The organism is Cellulomonas sp., from assembly GCF_015234515.1.
GTDB lineage: Bacteria > Actinomycetota > Actinomycetes > Actinomycetales > Cellulomonadaceae > Cellulomonas.
This window is the reverse complement of the sequence record NZ_JADGMY010000028.1, coordinates 465,170-480,867: the sequence shown is the minus strand read 5'-3', so window position 1 is coordinate 480,867 and position 15,698 is coordinate 465,170. Positions and strand designations below refer to the sequence as shown.

Sequence of the window (15,698 nt, the reverse complement as noted above, 5' to 3'; positions counted from 1 at the left end):
CATCATGCGACGAACGGGACCGCCGCGGGCCGGTGTCCGCCCGTGGGTCACGGCAGGCGCCAGTCCACGGGGTCGGCACCCTGCTCGCGCAGCAGCGCGTCGACCCGGGAGAACGGCCGGGAGCCGAAGAAGCCGCGCGACGCCGACAGCGGGCTGGGGTGCGCGCTCGCCACGACCGGCACGTCGCGCAGGGCCGGCCGCAGCGACTGCGCGTCGCGGCCCCACAGCACGGCCACGAGCGGCCCGCCGCGCTCGACGAGCGCGGCGATCGCACGGTCGGTCACCTGCTCCCAGCCCCTGCGGCGGTGGGACGCGGGCGCACCGGGGCGCACCGTGAGCACCCTGTTGAGCAGCATGACGCCCTGGTCCGCCCACGGCGTGAGGTCCCCGGTCGTCGGACGGGGGACCCCCACGTCGGCCACCAGCTCGCGGAAGACGTTGTCGAGCGAGCGGGGCAGGGGCCGCACGTCCGCCTGGACCGCGAACGACAGGCCCATCGGGTGCCCGGGCGTGGGGTACGGGTCCTGTCCGACGACCAGCACGCGGACGTCCGCGAGCGGGCGGTGGAACGCGCGCAGGACCGCGTCCGCCGCGGGCAGGTACTCCCGCCCGGCGGCGACCTCGTCGCGCAGGAACTGCCCGGCGGCACGCAGCGCCGGCTCGGCGGGCGCCAGCGCGTGCGCCCAGTCCGGTGCGACCAGGTCCTCCAGGGGTGCGTTCACGGCGACGCAGGCTACCGCCCCACGGCCCCGACGTCGCCGGGTCGGCGGACCACGGCACCACCCGCGCGTGCGAATGACACCCGTGTCGTTCGCCGCGTACGATGCCGGGCGGAGCACCCACGGCACGACCCGCGAGGAGGAGAGCCATGGACGGCACAGCCGGCACGGCGACCCACGTGGTCGGGGACGACCTGCGCGACGACGAGCGCGGGAGCGACGGGCTGAGCCCGCGCGACCGGGAGGTCCTCGCGTTCGAGCGGCAGTGGTGGAAGTACGCAGGCGCCAAGGAGCAGGCCGTCCGCGAGCTGTTCGACATGTCCGCCACCCGGTACTACCAGCTCCTCAACGCGCTCATCGACGACCCGGCCGCGCTCGCGCACGACCCGATGCTCGTCAAGCGGCTGCGCCGCATGCGGTCGTCGCGCCAGCGGGCCCGTACCGCGCGCCGGCTGGGCGCCGAGGCCTGAGGACCGGGTGCCGGGTACGTCCAGGTCGCTCCTGGCTGGTCGGCGGCCCGGCGGCGGGGCGCGACCTGCCCGTCGCGGCGAGCGGTTAGCCTTGCGGCCGTGAGCAAGGCCGACTACCCCTACCCCGAGGACGAGTTCGACGCGATCTCGCCCGACGCGCCGACCGGTGTCCACCGTGCGCCCCGGTCCGCCTGGAGTCGGTGGTGGCCGTTCCTGGTCGTGCTCCTGGTGGTGCCCGTGCTGGCCTACGGTGCCGTCGCGTACCTGTCGCGCACCGGTGACCTGCCGCTGGCGGGCGGCTCGTCCCAGGGCGAGGAGGCGCCGGCGGTGCCGCCCGACGACGCGGCCGCGGGCGAGGACCCGGGCGAGGAGCCCCCGGCCGACACCGAGCCCGAGGTGCCCGCGACGGAGGAGCCCCCGCCGCCCGCGCCGGACCTCGCGACGCCGGTCTCCGTGCTCAACGGCGCGCGCGTCTCCGGGCTCGCAGGCCGTGTGGCGGACGAGCTCGAGGGCGCGGGCTTCACCGCCGTCTTCCCGGACAACGCGACCGGTACCGTCCCGGCCGTGTCCACCGTCTTCGTCACGTCGGAGGACCTGCGCCCGACCGCTGAGCTGGTGGCCACCACCGTCGGGGTCCCGACGATCGAGGTCTCACCCCAGCAGGCCGGCGGCGGGATCACCGTGGTGCTGGTCAGCGACCCCGACGCCTGACCGGCGGTCCCACGCACCGACCGGTCGACGCGCACCGCGCCGGCCCGGGCGTCACGTCGGCGACGAGCGCGCGGTGTCGAGGGCGTCGATCGCGAGGAGCACGCACGCCGCGCTCCACCCGAGCGGTGCGACCGCGGCGGGTGCGCCGTCCGCCAGCAGCTTCTCGGGGATCGCACCGGACGGCGTCCGGTGCCGCTCGACGACGCCCAACCAGTGCGCCGCCCCGGCGGGGTCGCCCTGCTCGGCGGCCACCCAGGCGTACAGCGTCGTCTGCGGCGTCCACGACACCCCGTCGCGGCGCCAGCCGCCCCCCGGAGCCAGCCCCTGGGCCGGCCGGAGCATGGAGGGCACGGAGGCCTGCCACGCGGCGCCCGCGCCGGGCGGCGGCTGCGCCCAGAACGGGGCGAGGACGAACGCGCTCGCGGCGTCCGGCACCGTGCGGGTCGCGTACCGGCCGTAGCCGGTGGGGCCGAACGCGTCGACGACGGCCTGGCGTGCGCGGGCGGCACCGGTCGCGGCCGCCGCCGCGCGACCGGGCAGGCCGGCGGCGTCGAGCACGACCGCCGCCTGCTCCAGCCCGGCCACCAGGGGTGCGGCCGTGCCGAGCGTCACCTCGCCCTCGGCGACCTCCCAGTAGTCCGGTGACGCGGGCGGCAGACCGCCTGCGACGAGGCTCAGGGCACGTCCGGCCGACCGCTCGACGAGCGGCGCCAGGCGCTGCGCCTGGGCGACCCGGTCCGCGTCGTCGACCTCGGCGAGGACGAGGCCCGCCGCCCACATCGCCCACCCCGTGCCGTCCGTCTGCAGGCCGCGGTCGTCGGGCGGGCCGGAGCCGTCGGGCAGGTACCGCGCGTGGAACGACCCGTCGGGCGCCTGGACGCCGGCGAGGAAGTCCAGCACGGCGAGCGCGTCGTCGACGTGGCCCGTACGTGCCAGCGCGACGGCGACGAAGGCCGAGTCGCGGGGCCACACGTAGCGCCATCGCGGGGACCAGCCGGCGACGACGACCCCGTCCGCGACCGTCAGCGAGTGCAGGTCGAGCAGGGCGGCACGCGCGAGGTCCTCGTGCGGTCCCCCCGCCCCGGGGACCTGACCGGCGGCGAGCCACGCGTGCTGCTCGGCGGCCGCGGACGCGGCGGCGCGCGGCCCGACGACGACGGTCGTGGTCGGTGTCGCGCCGACCGCGCCCGCGAGCACCGCGGCCGCGGGGTCCGGGACGCGCGTGCCGGGCAGGTAGACCGCGAGGGCGTCCGACGGCACGGCGTCGCGCGCGCCGTCCGGCAGGACCGACACGGCCTGCTGGTACAGCGGGATCTGCGCGTCGGCCAGGGCGCCCACCCCCCGCCCGACGCCCGCGGCCGCTCCGGCTCCGACGGCGATGTCGACCGGGTCCGTGCCCGGCGCGGCGCCGGGGGTCCCGCCCGCCGTGCTCGTGATCAGCAGCAGGCCGCCCAGCAGGGTGACCGCGCCGGCGCGGGTGCGCAGGGCGCGGCTCACGACCACCGTGTCGAGCACAACGAGCACCTTAGGGGTTCGCGCTCGGCGAAGGGGCTGACACGTCTGCTGCTTGCACTCGAGGGGGTCGAGTGCTAACCATTGGACTTAGCACTCTCCGGTGGAGAGTGACAGAACACCCGGCCGTCAGGTGAGGGTCGTCGCGAGCGGGACGTGAGCGCGCGCGGCGGTCCGTCCGTCGCGGGCACCGACCGGCCACCCACGAACTGGAAGAAGGATCACAGCCCCATGGCCAAGATCATCGCCTTCGACGAGGAGGCCCGACGGAGCATGGAGCGTGGGCTCAACGTCCTCGCCGACACCGTCAAGGTCACCCTGGGCCCGAAGGGCCGCAACGTCGTGCTCGACAAGAAGTGGGGCGCGCCGACGATCACCAACGACGGCGTCTCCATCGCCAAGGAGATCGACCTCGAGGAGCCGTTCGAGCGCATCGGCGCCGAGCTCGTCAAGGAGGTCGCCAAGAAGACGGACGACGTCGCCGGTGACGGCACCACCACCGCCACCGTGCTGGCCCAGGCGCTCGTGCGCGAGGGTCTGCGCAACGTCGCCGCGGGTGCCAACCCGATCGCCCTGAAGAAGGGCATCGAGAAGGCCGTCGAGGCCGTCACGGCGCAGCTCCTGGCCCAGGCCAAGGAGATCGAGACCAAGGAGGAGATCGCGGCCACCGCCGCCATCTCCGCCGGTGACCCCGCGATCGGCGAGCTCATCGCCGAGGCCCTCGACAAGGTGGGCAAGGAGGGCGTCATCACCGTCGAGGAGTCGAGCGCCCTGGGCCTCGAGCTCGAGCTCACCGAGGGCATGCGCTTCGACAAGGGCTTCCTGTCGGCGTACTTCGTGACGGACCCGGAGCGCCAGGAGGCCGTCCTGGAGGACGCGTACGTCCTGCTCGTCGAGTCCAAGGTCTCGAACGTCAAGGACCTGCTGCCGCTGCTGGAGAAGGTCATCCAGGCCGGCAAGCCGCTGCTCATCGTGGCCGAGGACGTCGAGTCCGAGGCGCTGGCGACGCTCGTCGTCAACCGCATCCGCGGCATCTTCAAGTCCATCGCCGTCAAGGCGCCGGGCTTCGGCGACCGCCGCAAGGCGATGCTGCAGGACATGGCCGTCCTCACCGGTGGCCAGGTCGTCTCCGAGACCGTCGGTCTGAAGCTGGACTCGGTCGGCCTCGAGGTGCTCGGCACCGCGCGCAAGGTCGTCGTCACGAAGGACGAGACGACCATCGTCGAGGGTGGTGGCGAGGCCTCGCTGATCGCGGGCCGCGTCAACCAGATCCGTGCCGAGATCGAGAACTCGGACTCGGACTACGACCGCGAGAAGCTCCAGGAGCGTCTCGCGAAGCTCGCCGGTGGCGTCGCCGTCATCAAGGCGGGCGCGGCCACCGAGGTCGAGCTCAAGGAGCGCAAGCACCGCATCGAGGACGCCGTGCGCAACGCCAAGGCGGCCGTCGAGGAGGGCATCGTCGCCGGTGGTGGCGTGGCGCTCATCCAGGCCGGCAAGGTCGCGTTCGAGAAGCTCGAGCTCGAGGGTGACGAGGCGACCGGTGCCAACATCGTGAAGTACGCGATCGAGGCCCCGCTCAAGCAGATCGCCATCAACGCCGGCCTCGAGGGCGGCGTCGTGGCGGAGAAGGTCCGCAACCTCCCCGCCGGGCACGGCCTCAACGCCGCGACCGGCGTGTACGAGGACCTGCTGGCCGCGGGCGTCAACGACCCGGTCAAGGTCACGCGCTCCGCGCTGCAGAACGCCGCGTCCATCGCGGCGCTGTTCCTCACCACGGAGGCCGTCGTGGCCGACAAGCCGGAGAAGTCGGCCCCGGCCGGCGGCGGCGGCGGTGGCGAGGACTTCGGCGGCGGTTTCTGAGTCGCTGAGCACCACCTGAACGGCACGAGGGCCGGTCACCCGCAGGGGTGGCCGGCCCTCGGCGCGTCCGGGGCTGCTCGGGGGCCCGTGCGGTCGGCCCGCCGGGCGGTCAGCCGGTCGCGGCGATGCGGCTCGCGACGGACAGCGCGGTGGCGACCGCGTCGAGGTAGGCGCGGGCGACGTCGCGCGGGTCGAACCCGGCCGCGGCGACGCCCTCGCTGTCGTTGCGCTCCTGGGCGAGGACGGCACGCAGCACCGGGCCGTAGCGGCCGGTGCCGCGCTCGAGGGCGTCGGCCACCTCGGCCGAGACCCCGGAGCGGGAGACGATCGTCGCCGGGGGGAGCTGGAGCCGCGCCGCGACCGAGGACAGCAGGCCGACGGTGTAGGCGACGTCGTCGCCCACGATCGTGCCGCAGGCCGTGGCACGCGTGAGCAGGTACCAGAGGGTCTCCATCGTCGCGGGCGTCGAGCCGATGATCGCCGCGGTCGCCAGCGCCCCGAGCGGGCGCGGGCCGAGCAGCACGACGGCGCGCTGCACCGAGTCCACCTTGTGCCGCACGCCCATCGCCGAGGAGTTGACGAGGTGGAGCACGCGGATGGAGAGCTCCGGGTCGCGCGAGATGGTGTCGGCGCACGCGGCCGGGTCGGGGTTCGGGCCGGAGACGAGGCGGATGAGCTCGACGCACTGGATCTCGCCGACGCTCATCGCGCGCTCGGGCTCATGGCGGCGGTCGATGACGAGCGGCCCCTGGAGCAGCTCGGCACCGGCCTCGAGGGCGGCGTCGACGCGGGCCGGCGTCGTGGCGTTCTCGGCGACGACGACGGCACCGCGTGACGACGCCCGCGCGACGCGCACGTCGAGGAGCCTGCGGTCGCACGCGGCGTCGACCTTGACCATCTGGACGAGCGGCAGCGCCGCGTCCTGGTCCGGCCGGCCGACGTAGTCCGCGAGGGCCAGGCGCTGCTCGTCGTCGACCATGGCGCGCAGGCGGTCGAGCGCCGTCGGGTCCGCGAGCACGTGCGGCGGGACCTCGAGGACGACGCCGCGTGGCAGGTGGAGCAGCTCGCCGGGGGAGGCGAGCAGGCCGCGGGTGAGTCGCACGACGAGCGGGCGCTCGCCGGCGAGCGTCTCCAGGTCGATGGTGCGGAACATCGCGTCGACCATGTGCTCGACCGAGCCCTCGGGCATCGGGCGGCCGTCGACGTCCGGGACGACGCCGCGCACCGCGTAGGCGAAGACGCTGCGGTCGGGGTGCAGGACGGGCTGCCGCTGGATCGTCACACCGGTGCGGACGGGGGTGGACGGGATGCTCACGCGACCTCCTGCGACGGGGCTGGTCTCACCCCCACACCATCGGCCGGCCCGGTGCCGACCTGAGCCGCTGCACCCTGCGGCGCCCTCAGCCGAGCGGTGCGCGCAACGGCAGGTCCCCGTCGAGCACGGCCTGGACCACCCGGCCGTCGGCAGGGTGGACGACGAGCGGCGCCAGCAGGTTCGCCGACGGCACCTCGCGGTCGACGCCGGCGGGGTGGACGACGGCGAGCAGCACGGGGCTCTCGCCCTCGGCCAGGCCGAGCGTCGCGCGGGTGTCGGCGGGCACCTCGGGCGCGTAGGACGGGAAGAACGTGTGCGGCGCGACGACGAACAACCGGACCGGCCGCGCTCGACCCGGCGTCGAGGTGAGGGTGAGGACCGCCCCCGAGCCGTCGAGCGGTGCGAGCGTGAACTCCTCGTGCTCCGGCAGGCCGGGCAGCGGCCGGGCGGTGCGCAGCACGGCCGGCAGCGCGCGCGGCCCGTCCGGCGTGGCGACGGTCACGCCCGCGGTGCTCATCGCAGGAAGTCCATGAGCGAGGGCGCGAGCACCTTCGACGCCGCCCCGAGGGCGCCGCGGTAGGCGAGCTCCTGGGACTGGATCTCGACGATGATCGCGGCGAGGTCGACGTCGATGAGGGCCGAGACCTGCGTCCGCAGCGTGATGTCGCGCTCGGCGAGGACGTCCTTGGCGCCGAGCACCTGGTTGTGGCGGGCACCGACGGCGGCCACCTCCCGGAGCATGCTCGACATGTGGGCGTCGATCGCGTCGATGGACGGGGAGATGTCGGCGCCGGCGCGGATGTCGGCGGCGAGCCGGTCGAGCGCCGCGAAGACCGACGCGCCCCCGACACCGAAGACCGCCGAGCCGTCGGCGTCGACCCGGACGTTCGTGCCCGGCCCGACCTCGCGGGTCACCGTGGCGGCGGGGGTGCCGGACCACACGTAGGTGCGCGTCGGCGTCGAGGTGTCGACGGCGAACGCGGCGTCTGCGCTCGTCCCGGCGAAGACGTGCCGGCCCGAGTACGTCGAGTTGGCCTGCTGGAGCAGCTCGTCGCGACGGGCCTCCACCTCGGCGGCCAGCGCCTCGCGGGAGTCCGGGCCGAGCGAGCCCTGCGCACCGGCGCGGACCGCGAGGTCGCGCGACCGGCGCACGATGGCGAGCGAGGCCTGGAGGGCTGTGTCGATGGTGGTGAGCCACGCGTCGCCGTCGTCGGTGTTGCGCTTGTGCTGCACCGCGGTGCGCTGGTCGGCACGCAGCCGGAGCACGTCGTGCGCGCCGGCCGGGTCGTCCGAGGGCACCGAGATCTTCGTGCCGCTGGACATCTGGGCCTGGAGGCGCGCGACGGCCGTGAGGTTGGTCTGGAGGTTGGCCAGCGTGGAGCGCTGGATCGTGCCATGAGTGATGCGAGCGACCATTCCGGTCACCTCCCGACGATGCCGGTGCGGTTGATGAGCGTGTCGAGCATCTCGTCGATCACGGTGAGGACTCGTGCGGCACCCTCGTACGCACGCTGGTGCGCGAGCATGCTCACCGACTCCTCGTCGAGGTCGACGCCCGCGTTCGCGAGCTGCTGCAGCGACACGGACTGCAGCGCCTTCTGCGAGACCGTGGCCCGCGAGGTCGCCGCAGCGGCCTGGACGCCGAGGTCGGTGACGATCGAGCGCCACGTCGCGTCCGGGCCCTCCGACGTCGACCCGATCGCGGCGACCCGCGCCGCGACCGACCCGTCGAGCGCGCCCGTGCCCGGGGCGGCTGCGGCGACCGAGGCGGGGTCGGTGAGGACGACCCGCAGGTCGAGCGCTCCCGCCGGGTCCTGCGTGAAGAAGGGCCCACCGGGGGTGCCGTCGCGGGTGACGCCCTGGGCGTGGACGTCGTTGACCGCGTCCGCGAGCGAGCGGGCGAGACCGTCGAGCCGCGCGCCCGCGCCGGTGAGCAGGCCGCCGTCGCCCGCGGGCGCGAGGACGGAGACGAGGCCGGCGATGCGGCCGCCGCCGAGCTCGGCGCGGTGCCCCGCGCCGTCGGCCCACACGACGGTCACGGACTGCCCGGCCATGGCCTGCGAGAACGCGGCGGGCCCGCCGAGCTCGAGCGTGCTCACGTGCGTGCCGGAGACGAGCGCGTTGCCGCCGACGAGCACGTCGACCTGCCCGTTGTCCCGGGTCCGCATCGACGCCCCGACGAGGCCCGAGAGCTCGGTGACGAGCAGGTCGCGCTGGTCGGACAGCTCGTGGGCGGTGCCGCCCGAGTTCTCGATGGCCAGGATCTTCTCGTTGAGGTCGGCGATCGACGCGGCGGCTGCGTTGACGCGGTCGACGAGCGCGACGGCGGTGCCACGTGCCTGCTGCCACTGCGTCTGCACGTCGCTGTAGCGGGTCTGCACCGCCGTGGCGACGGCCACGCCGCGCTCGAGCAGGACGGCCCGGGCCGCGTCGCGGTCGGAGCCGTTGGCGACGTCCGCCCAGCCGCCCCAGAAGTCCGCGAGCTGGGCGGCGAGGCCCGTCTCTGAGGGCTCGCCGAGGCTCTTCTCGAGCGTGGCCAGCGCGTCGGCGCGGGCGGTGAGGAACGAGGCGTTCGAGCTCGCGGCGCGGACCTTGGCGTCGAGGAAGACGTCACCGAGGCGGTCGACGGTCGCGGCGCGCACGCCGTTGCCGATGCCGTCGCCCGTGGCGAACATCGCCGGGAGCGTCTGGCCGGGCACCGCGACGAGCGAGGCGCGCTGGCGCGTGTAACCGACGGTGTTCGCGTTGGCGACGTTCTGGGCGGACACGTCGAGCGCCTGACGCTGCGCGACGAGCGAGCTCAGGGCCGTGCCGAGGCCGGAGAAGGTGCTCACGTGGTTGGTGCTCCCTAGATGGACCGGTCGACGAGCTGGGCGTCCGGGACGGCGACGTTGCTCCGCTGACCGGAGCCGTCGTACGTCTGGACGGTGTCCCGGAGGGACATGAGTGTCTCCTGCGCGGCACGGTGCGAGACCGCGAGCAGCTCGCGGTTGCCGTCGGCGAGCGCGGAGATCTCGGCGGTGAGGGACGCGAACGCGTCGCGGTGGGTGCGCAGCAGCTCGTCCCACGGGGCGGGCGCGTGCGCGGCGAGCTCGGCGAGGCTCGCGCCGGGCTCGAGCCCGAGGGCCTGCGCGGCGGCGTCCGCCTCGACGGCGCGCCCGAGCTCGGCCGTGCGGATCTCGTCGAGCACCGCCTCGACCTCGCGAGTGGCGTGGCCGAGCCAGCGGGTGCGCCCGGAGGTGAGGACGAGCTGCTCCTCCTCCAGCTTGAACAGCAGCAGCTCGAGGAGGTGGCGCTCGCGCCACAGCACCTCGGACAGCCGCTCGAGGACTGCTCTCGTGCTCACTGCTCACGCTCCTCCCGGAGGCACCCTTCGTGGTGCCTCCACTGCCTATCGGCCGGCCGCGCCGGCTTCTGACCCACAGGTCTCCGGTCCTAGGTGATAGCACCCACACGTCACGCCTGCGGCGACGTGCCGACCTGGGCATATGTCCAGGTCAAGTGACGTTGATCACACCGGCGTGCCGCGACTTCCTTGCATTCTGCACGAATCTGGTCATCCCGGAGACGGCCTGCTGAACCGGTTCGCACCGGTTCGGCACGTGCGTGCGGGGAATGTCCGTCTGACGCGGGTCAATGCACTTACCCGTTGGGGGTCAAGAATGAGGCCGTGACCCGCCGACCTGCATTGATGTGAGCGTTTCCCCTCCCGAGGCCGACATTGAGGCCCTCGTCCTCGAGCACCTGCCCCTCGTCGGTTACAACGTTACCGAGGCGCTGCACCGAGTGCCCCCGACCGTCACCCGCGACGAGCTCGCGTCCGCCGGTGCGCTCGCTCTCGTGCTCGCCGCCCGCGCCTACGACCCGTCGACGAACGTGCCCTTCGCGCGGTACGCGACGCTGCGGATCAAGGGCGCGATCCTCGACGAGCTGCGCTCGATGGACTGGGCGACCCGCGGTGCCCGCCGGCGCGGACGCGAGCTCGAGTGCGCCGCGGAGCGGCTGCGTGCGGCCCTCGGCCGGACCCCGACGAGGGCCGAGCTCGCCGAGGCCATGGGCGTCGACACGCAGGCCGTCGACGCGGCCCGGCTCGACGCCGAGCGGCGTGTGCTCTCCCTCGACGTGCCGGAGAGCTCTGTCGCGGACTCGCTGCGCGACCCGTCGCGCACCCCTGAGGAGGAGGTGCTCACCCAGGAGCGCGCGCACTGGCTGCGGGCCGCCGTCGCCGAGCTGCCCGAGCGGCTGCGCGTCGTCGTCGAAGGGCTGTACCTGCACGACGGCACGATCGCGGACCTCGCCGCCGAGCTCGGCGTGACGCAGTCGCGCATCAGCCAGCTCCGTACCGAGGCGCTCAACCTCATGCGTGACGGCCTGAACACCGCGTTCGACCCCGACCTCGTCGCCGCCCCCACGCGGCCCGACGGCGTGGCCGAGCGGCGGCGGCAGGCGTACTACGCGGCGATCGCGGCGCGGGCGGCGCTCGCCGGCGCCGTCACCGCGCCCTCGGCGGCCGTGCCGACGCAGCACGGGCCGGTCTCCTCGGAGACCGGCGTCCACACCGCCTGAGAACGCCGCCGGACCGAACTCCTCAGGAGCGGGCCGGCGCCTCCGATGAGCAGGTCGTGCCCACGGATGGGCTGTCCTGACCCGACTCAAGGAGGAAGAGAACCATGGGTCTCTCCATCAACACGAACATCGCGGCGATGAACTCGTACCGCAACCTCTCGGCGACGCAGGGTGACCTGTCGTCCTCGCTCGAGAAGCTCTCGTCCGGTCTGCGGATCAACCGCGCGGCCGACGACGCGGCCGGCCTGGCGATCTCCGAGGGCCTGCGCGCCCAGATCGGCGGCACCAAGCAGGCCGTCCGCAACGCCCAGGACGGCATCTCCGTCGTCCAGACCGCGGAGGGTGCGCTCACCGAGACGCACTCGATCCTGCAGCGTATGCGCACCCTGTCGGTGCAGGCCGCCAACACCGGTGGTCTGTCGGCCGCGGCGAAGTCCAACATCCAGGACGAGATCGGCGAGCTGAGCACCGAGCTCGACCGCATCGCCAAGACGACGCAGTTCAACGGGGCGAAGCTCCTGGACGGCACCTACTCGGGCGTCTTCCACGTCGGTGCCAACACGGGCGACGACAACCAGATCAAGGTCGGGCTCACCACCACCGACCTCGCCGGCCTCGCGACCGGTGTCACCGGTACGGGCGGTCTGTCCTCGGGTGGCCTCGGCCTCACGGGCATCGACGTGACGGCGGACAGCGCCGGGGGGACGACGGCCGCACAGGCCAGCGCCACCCAGACGAACCTCGCCCTGACGGCCGTCAACACCATGAAGGGCGGCACGGCGCTCACCGGCACCCCGACCGCCGCCGACGTCCAGACCGCGCTGCAGACCGCTGCCGGCGCCAACTACGCGGTGACCGTCACGGCCAACGCCACGACCCCGGCGAACTACGACGTCACCGTCAAGGCCGTCGCCGCCGGTGTGGCCGGCAACGGCGCGGTCACGGGGCTCACCGGCGTCACGCTCGCCGGCGGTGCCGACGCGGTCGGTGGCACGGGTGGCCCGCAGAGCGCCATCACGGCGATCGACAACGCGATCGAGGCCGTCTCGAAGGTCCGTTCGCAGCTCGGTGCCGTGCAGAACCGCTTCGACCACACCATCAACAACCTCAACGTCGCCGTGGAGAACCTCTCCGCGTCGGAGAGCCGCATCCGTGACACGGACATGGCCGAGGAGATGGTGGCGTTCACGCGGGCGCAGATCCTCTCGCAGGCGGGCACCGCGATGCTCGCGCAGGCGAAGGCGCTGCCGCAGTCCGTCCTGCAGCTGCTGCAGTGACCTGCCCGGTCACCGCGAGGTGACCGGACCAGCATCAGCGACCGGCGGTGGGCGCCCCGCCCACCGCCGGTCGTGCTCCACGCACGGCCACACGGCACCGGACACCAGGAGGACCCTCGATGGCGACGATCGACGGGCTTGTCAGCGGGATCAAGACGGGCGACCTCATCGACAACCTCATCTACCTCGAGGCCGGCACGCAGCGGCAGCTGGCCTCGAAGAAGGCGGCCGCGCAGTCGCTCGCCAGCGCGCTGGAGTCCCTCACGACGAGAGTGTCCTCGCTCGCGGAGGCCGCGACCGCGGCCGCCAGGCCGGCGTCCTGGCAGGCGGTGTCCGGCACGGTGACCCAGGCCGGGGTGAGCGCCCCGGGCGCCACCACCGCGGTCGGCAGCACCGCCACCTCGGGCACCCTGACGTTCCGTGTCGACGCGGTCGCGCAGTCCCAGGCGTCGCTCGTCACGCTCCCCGCGCCCGGTGACCACGCCGGGGACGGGGCGACCTTCACGCTGACGAGGGGTGGCGAGACCGTCACCGTCACCGCGCGCAGCGCCGACGTGCCCGACCTCGTCGACGCGTTCAACGCGTCCGGGACGGGTGTGCGCGCCACCGCCGTCAAGCTCCCCGTGCTCGACGACCAGGGCCGGCCCACCGGTGAGAGCACGTACCGCCTGCAGCTCACCGGCACCGAGACCGGCACCCAGAACGCCTTCACGCTCACCTACGCGGGAGCCGACGGCGACGTGGCCGTCGACCTCCGGACGATCCGGGCAGCCTCGGACGCGGCTATCACGCTGTTCCCCGGGTCGGGCGCCGAGCAGGTGCTCACGTCGTCCTCGAACACCTTCGACGGCGTCATGACGGGCGTCGACCTCACGGTGACGGCGGTGACGGCCCCTGGGGCCGAGCCCCTCACGGTGACGGTCGCCCCGGACGACGCCGCGTTGCAGAAGCTCGCATCGGACCTCGTCGCCAACGTCAACGTCGTGCTCTCGGAGATCGCCTCGCGCACGAAGTCGAAGGAGAGCACGGACGAGGACGGTCGCACCGTCGTCAGCGGCGGGCTCTTCGCCGGTGACACGCGCATCCGCCTGCTCCAGCAGCAGGTCATGACCGAGGCGTCGATGCCCGTGGACGGGACGTCGCCCTCCGACGTCGGGATCGTCATCAACCGCGACGGCACGTTCACGTTCGACGAGCAGGCGTTCGCCGCCGCCCTGGCGAAGGACCCCGACAAGGTGCAGGCGGTCGTCAGCGGCGTGGCCTCGCGCCTCGCGGAGATGGCGACCGTGGCCTCCCGCAGCGGTGACGGCACGCTGACGCTCGCGGTCGAGGCCCAGCAGACGACGGTGCGCGACCTCGGCGACCGCATGTCCGGCTGGGACGACCGGCTCGCCATGCGCCGCAGCGCGCTCGAGCGGCAGTACGCGGCGCTCGAGACGACGCTGTCGCGGCTGTCCGCGCAGTCGAGCTATCTCGCCAGCCAGATCGCGGCACTGGACCAGCAGTCGACGAAGTAGCAGGAGGCCCCCATGTACGACGCCCGCAGCAGCTACGTCGCGACCTCGGTGCAGACCGCGAGCCCGGCACGGCTGCTGACGATGCTGTGCGACCGGCTGCTGCTCGACGTCGAGCGCGCCGCCCACGCGCTCGACGCGGGGCAGCGTCCGCGGGCCACCCAGCAGCTCGCGCACGCGCAGGAGATCGTCGCCGAGCTCATCGCCAGCCTCGACGTCGACGGCTGGGAGGGCGGGCCGGGGCTGCTGTCGATCTACACGTGGCTGCACGGCGAGCTGCTCGCGGCCTCGGCCGCCGGTGACGTCGAGCGGGTGCGGGCGTGCGCCCGCGTCGTCGAGCCGATCGCGCGCACGTGGCGCGAGGCGGCCGAGCAGTCGGCCCGCGACGCGGCCGCGCCGGTCGCGGGCACGCCGGCACCGGCCTCCGGCACGGGCCTGCTCGGGGTCGGCTGACGTGGCCGCCGCGGTTCCGCCGGTCGGGCCCGGCGGCTGGCACGACCGGTGGGAGCGCGCTCTGGACGAGCTCGAGCTCGACGTCGCCACGGCTGAGCGGCTGCTCGCCGAGGCCCACCTGCCCGACGTCGCGGACGTCGCCGCCCGCCGGTGGCAGCCGCCTGCCGGGCTGGGACCGCTGCCGGCGCCGCTGCAGGAGCGCGCACAGGCGCTCCTCGAGCGCCAGCTCGACCTCGCGCGGCGCACCGCGGAGGCGATGGCCGCCGCGCGGCGCCAGCTCGTCGCCGCCGACGCGATGCGCACGCGTCCGGTGGCGCGCCCGGTGTTCGTCGACACCCAGGCGTGAACCCGCCACCCGGGCGTCTCGGGACGACCCGGACGTACCGGCGCGCGGCGTACCGCCGGACGGGTGACGTCGTCGGGCCGAGGTCTCACACCCCACCGGGGTCGGCCGATGGGGGCCGTGCGAGAACGGATGCTCGCGCAACTGGCCACGGATCGGCCGACCCCACTCCTCGTCATCGGTGAGGTGGCTCGTCATGGGCTTGTTCGACTCGGTGACCTCCGTCGCGCTCGACAGCGCGCTGGACGGTCTCGCGCTGCGCCAGCGGACCAGCGCGGACAACGTCTCCAACCTGCAGACCCCCGGCTACCAGGCCAAGCGGGTCCAGTTCGAGGAGGCGCTGTCCCAGGCCGTGTCCCGCGGCAGCGGCGCCGTCCCGGCGACCGTCGCGGAGTCCCTCGAGCCGACCCGCGAGGACGGCAACAACGTCAACCTCGACGCCGAGACGCTGCTCCAGATCGACACGAACCTGCGCTTCCAGCTGGCGAGCCAGGCGATGTCGGGCACGTTCAGCTCGGTGCGGACCGCGATGAGGACGAGCTGATGACGATCTTCGGGGCCATCGGTGTGGCCGGCACGGGCATGACCGTCACGCGCAAGTGGCTGGACGCGATCAGCGACAACATCGCGAACGCGAGCACCGTCACGCCGACGAGCGAGGAGGCGTTCCGGTCGCGCTTCGTCCTCGTCGAGCCGATGACGGGCGGCGACGGGGGCGTGCAGGTCGCGGGCATCGCGCTCGGCAGCGCCGAGGGCCGGCTCGTCCACGAGCCCGGGCACCCGCTCGCCGACGAGGACGGGTACGTGCGCTACCCCGACGTCGACATGGCCTCCCAGATGACGCAACTCATCATGGCCCAGCGCGGCTACCAGGCGAACGCCGCGACGGTGTCGCGGGTGACCGAGTCGTACCAGGCGGCGCTGCAGATCGGACGCAACCAGTGAGCACGTTCGCGGT

General features: G+C 74.0%; 17 protein-coding genes. 10 read left to right on the top strand and 7 right to left on the bottom strand.

The genetic code is table 11. The features are described 5' to 3' along the window. Nucleotides 1–47: 47 nt before the first annotated feature. Nucleotides 48–722 (bottom strand): uracil-DNA glycosylase, encoded by a 675-nt coding sequence (locus tag IR158_RS15805; RefSeq protein WP_291814446.1) that lies wholly within the window; start codon nt 720–722, stop codon nt 48–50. A 146-nt stretch (nt 723–868) separates the two neighbouring features. Between IR158_RS15805 and IR158_RS15800 the strand changes: the two genes are divergently transcribed. Then, entirely contained in the window at nt 869–1,189 is a 321-nt protein-coding gene (locus tag IR158_RS15800) for a DUF3263 domain-containing protein (RefSeq protein ID WP_291814445.1), read from the top strand. A 99-nt stretch (nt 1,190–1,288) separates the two neighbouring features. Beyond that, entirely contained in the window at nt 1,289–1,900 is a 612-nt protein-coding gene (locus IR158_RS15795; RefSeq protein ID WP_291814444.1) for a LytR C-terminal domain-containing protein, read from the top strand. Between the two features lie 51 nt (nt 1,901–1,951). Here IR158_RS15795 and IR158_RS15790 read toward each other — a convergent pair whose 3' ends face one another. After that, nucleotides 1,952–3,415: a glycoside hydrolase family 15 gene (locus tag IR158_RS15790; protein ID WP_291814443.1), complete on the bottom strand. Its 1,464-nt coding sequence runs from the start codon at nt 3,413–3,415 to the stop codon at nt 1,952–1,954. A 228-nt stretch (nt 3,416–3,643) separates the two neighbouring features. Between IR158_RS15790 and groL the strand changes: the two genes are divergently transcribed. Beyond that, on the top strand, nt 3,644–5,272 hold the full coding sequence (gene groL, locus IR158_RS15785) for a chaperonin GroEL (RefSeq protein ID WP_291814442.1): 1,629 nt from the start codon (nt 3,644–3,646) through the stop codon (nt 5,270–5,272). 109 nt (nt 5,273–5,381) lie between these two features. Here the strand turns inward: groL and IR158_RS15780 are convergent, their stop codons facing one another. The 5 genes from IR158_RS15780 to flgN form a co-directional block, all read right to left on the bottom strand. Further along, a complete protein-coding gene (locus IR158_RS15780) occupies nt 5,382–6,587 on the bottom strand; it encodes an EAL and HDOD domain-containing protein (RefSeq protein WP_291814441.1) in 1,206 nt (401 codons plus the stop codon). A gap of 85 nt (nt 6,588–6,672) precedes the next feature. Then, nucleotides 6,673–7,104, bottom strand: coding sequence for a flagellar assembly protein FliW (locus IR158_RS15775; protein ID WP_291814440.1), 432 nt, complete (start codon nt 7,102–7,104; stop codon nt 6,673–6,675). Further along, nucleotides 7,101–8,003, bottom strand: coding sequence for a flagellar hook-associated protein FlgL (gene flgL / locus IR158_RS15770; protein WP_291814439.1), 903 nt, complete (start codon nt 8,001–8,003; stop codon nt 7,101–7,103). The genes IR158_RS15775 and flgL overlap by 4 nt, the downstream gene beginning before the upstream one ends. 5 nt (nt 8,004–8,008) lie before the next feature. After that, entirely contained in the window at nt 8,009–9,421 is a 1,413-nt protein-coding gene (gene flgK / locus IR158_RS15765) for a flagellar hook-associated protein FlgK (RefSeq protein ID WP_291814438.1), read from the bottom strand. A gap of 14 nt (nt 9,422–9,435) precedes the next feature. Further along, nucleotides 9,436–9,933, bottom strand: coding sequence for a flagellar export chaperone FlgN (gene flgN, locus IR158_RS15760; protein WP_291814437.1), 498 nt, complete (start codon nt 9,931–9,933; stop codon nt 9,436–9,438). A gap of 347 nt (nt 9,934–10,280) precedes the next feature. On the opposite strand from flgN, the gene IR158_RS15755 reads away from it, so the two are divergent. The 7 genes from IR158_RS15755 to IR158_RS15725 all read left to right on the top strand — a co-directional run bounded on the left by IR158_RS15755 (nt 10,281) and on the right by IR158_RS15725 (nt 15,685). Then, entirely contained in the window at nt 10,281–11,153 is an 873-nt protein-coding gene (locus IR158_RS15755) for a sigma-70 family RNA polymerase sigma factor (RefSeq protein WP_291814436.1), read from the top strand. Nucleotides 11,154–11,257: 104 nt separating this feature from the next. After that, nucleotides 11,258–12,430, top strand: a complete 1,173-nt coding sequence (locus IR158_RS15750) for a flagellin (protein WP_291814435.1) — start codon at nt 11,258–11,260, stop codon at nt 12,428–12,430. 119 nt (nt 12,431–12,549) lie between these two features. After that, nucleotides 12,550–13,947 carry a flagellar filament capping protein FliD gene (gene fliD / locus IR158_RS15745; RefSeq protein WP_291814434.1) on the top strand — a complete coding sequence of 466 codons (1,398 nt, stop codon included), beginning with the start codon at nt 12,550–12,552 and terminating at the stop codon, nt 13,945–13,947. A 12-nt stretch (nt 13,948–13,959) separates the two neighbouring features. Further along, the gene (locus IR158_RS15740; RefSeq protein WP_291814432.1) at nt 13,960–14,397 is read left to right on the top strand and encodes a flagellar export chaperone FliS; all 438 of its coding nucleotides are present in this window, start codon (nt 13,960–13,962) and stop codon (nt 14,395–14,397) included. A 1-nt stretch (nt 14,398) separates the two neighbouring features. Beyond that, a complete protein-coding gene (locus tag IR158_RS15735; RefSeq protein WP_291814431.1) occupies nt 14,399–14,743 on the top strand; it encodes a hypothetical protein in 345 nt (114 codons plus the stop codon). Between the two features lie 199 nt (nt 14,744–14,942). Beyond that, nucleotides 14,943–15,284 carry a flagellar biosynthesis protein FlgB gene (locus IR158_RS15730; protein ID WP_291814569.1) on the top strand — a complete coding sequence of 114 codons (342 nt, stop codon included), beginning with the start codon at nt 14,943–14,945 and terminating at the stop codon, nt 15,282–15,284. Then, a complete protein-coding gene (locus tag IR158_RS15725) occupies nt 15,284–15,685 on the top strand; it encodes a flagellar basal body rod C-terminal domain-containing protein (RefSeq protein ID WP_291814430.1) in 402 nt (133 codons plus the stop codon). Before IR158_RS15730 ends, IR158_RS15725 begins: the two co-directional genes overlap by 1 nt. Nucleotides 15,686–15,698: the final 13 nt, after the last annotated feature.

Excerpts from the sequence above, each read along its gene's own strand:
- IR158_RS15800 (WP_291814445.1), top strand. The coding sequence starts at position 869 with ATGGACGGCACAGCCGGCACGGCGACCCACGTGGTCGGGGACGACCTG.
- groL (WP_291814442.1), top strand. The coding sequence starts at position 3,644 with ATGGCCAAGATCATCGCCTTCGACGAGGAGGCCCGACGGAGCATGGAG.
- IR158_RS15775 (WP_291814440.1), bottom strand. The coding sequence starts at position 7,104 with ATGAGCACCGCGGGCGTGACCGTCGCCACGCCGGACGGGCCGCGCGCG.
- flgL (WP_291814439.1), bottom strand. The coding sequence starts at position 8,003 with ATGGTCGCTCGCATCACTCATGGCACGATCCAGCGCTCCACGCTGGCC.
- IR158_RS15750 (WP_291814435.1), top strand. The coding sequence starts at position 11,258 with ATGGGTCTCTCCATCAACACGAACATCGCGGCGATGAACTCGTACCGC.
- fliD (WP_291814434.1), top strand. The coding sequence starts at position 12,550 with ATGGCGACGATCGACGGGCTTGTCAGCGGGATCAAGACGGGCGACCTC.
- IR158_RS15740 (WP_291814432.1), top strand. The coding sequence starts at position 13,960 with ATGTACGACGCCCGCAGCAGCTACGTCGCGACCTCGGTGCAGACCGCG.
- IR158_RS15725 (WP_291814430.1), top strand. The coding sequence starts at position 15,284 with ATGACGATCTTCGGGGCCATCGGTGTGGCCGGCACGGGCATGACCGTC.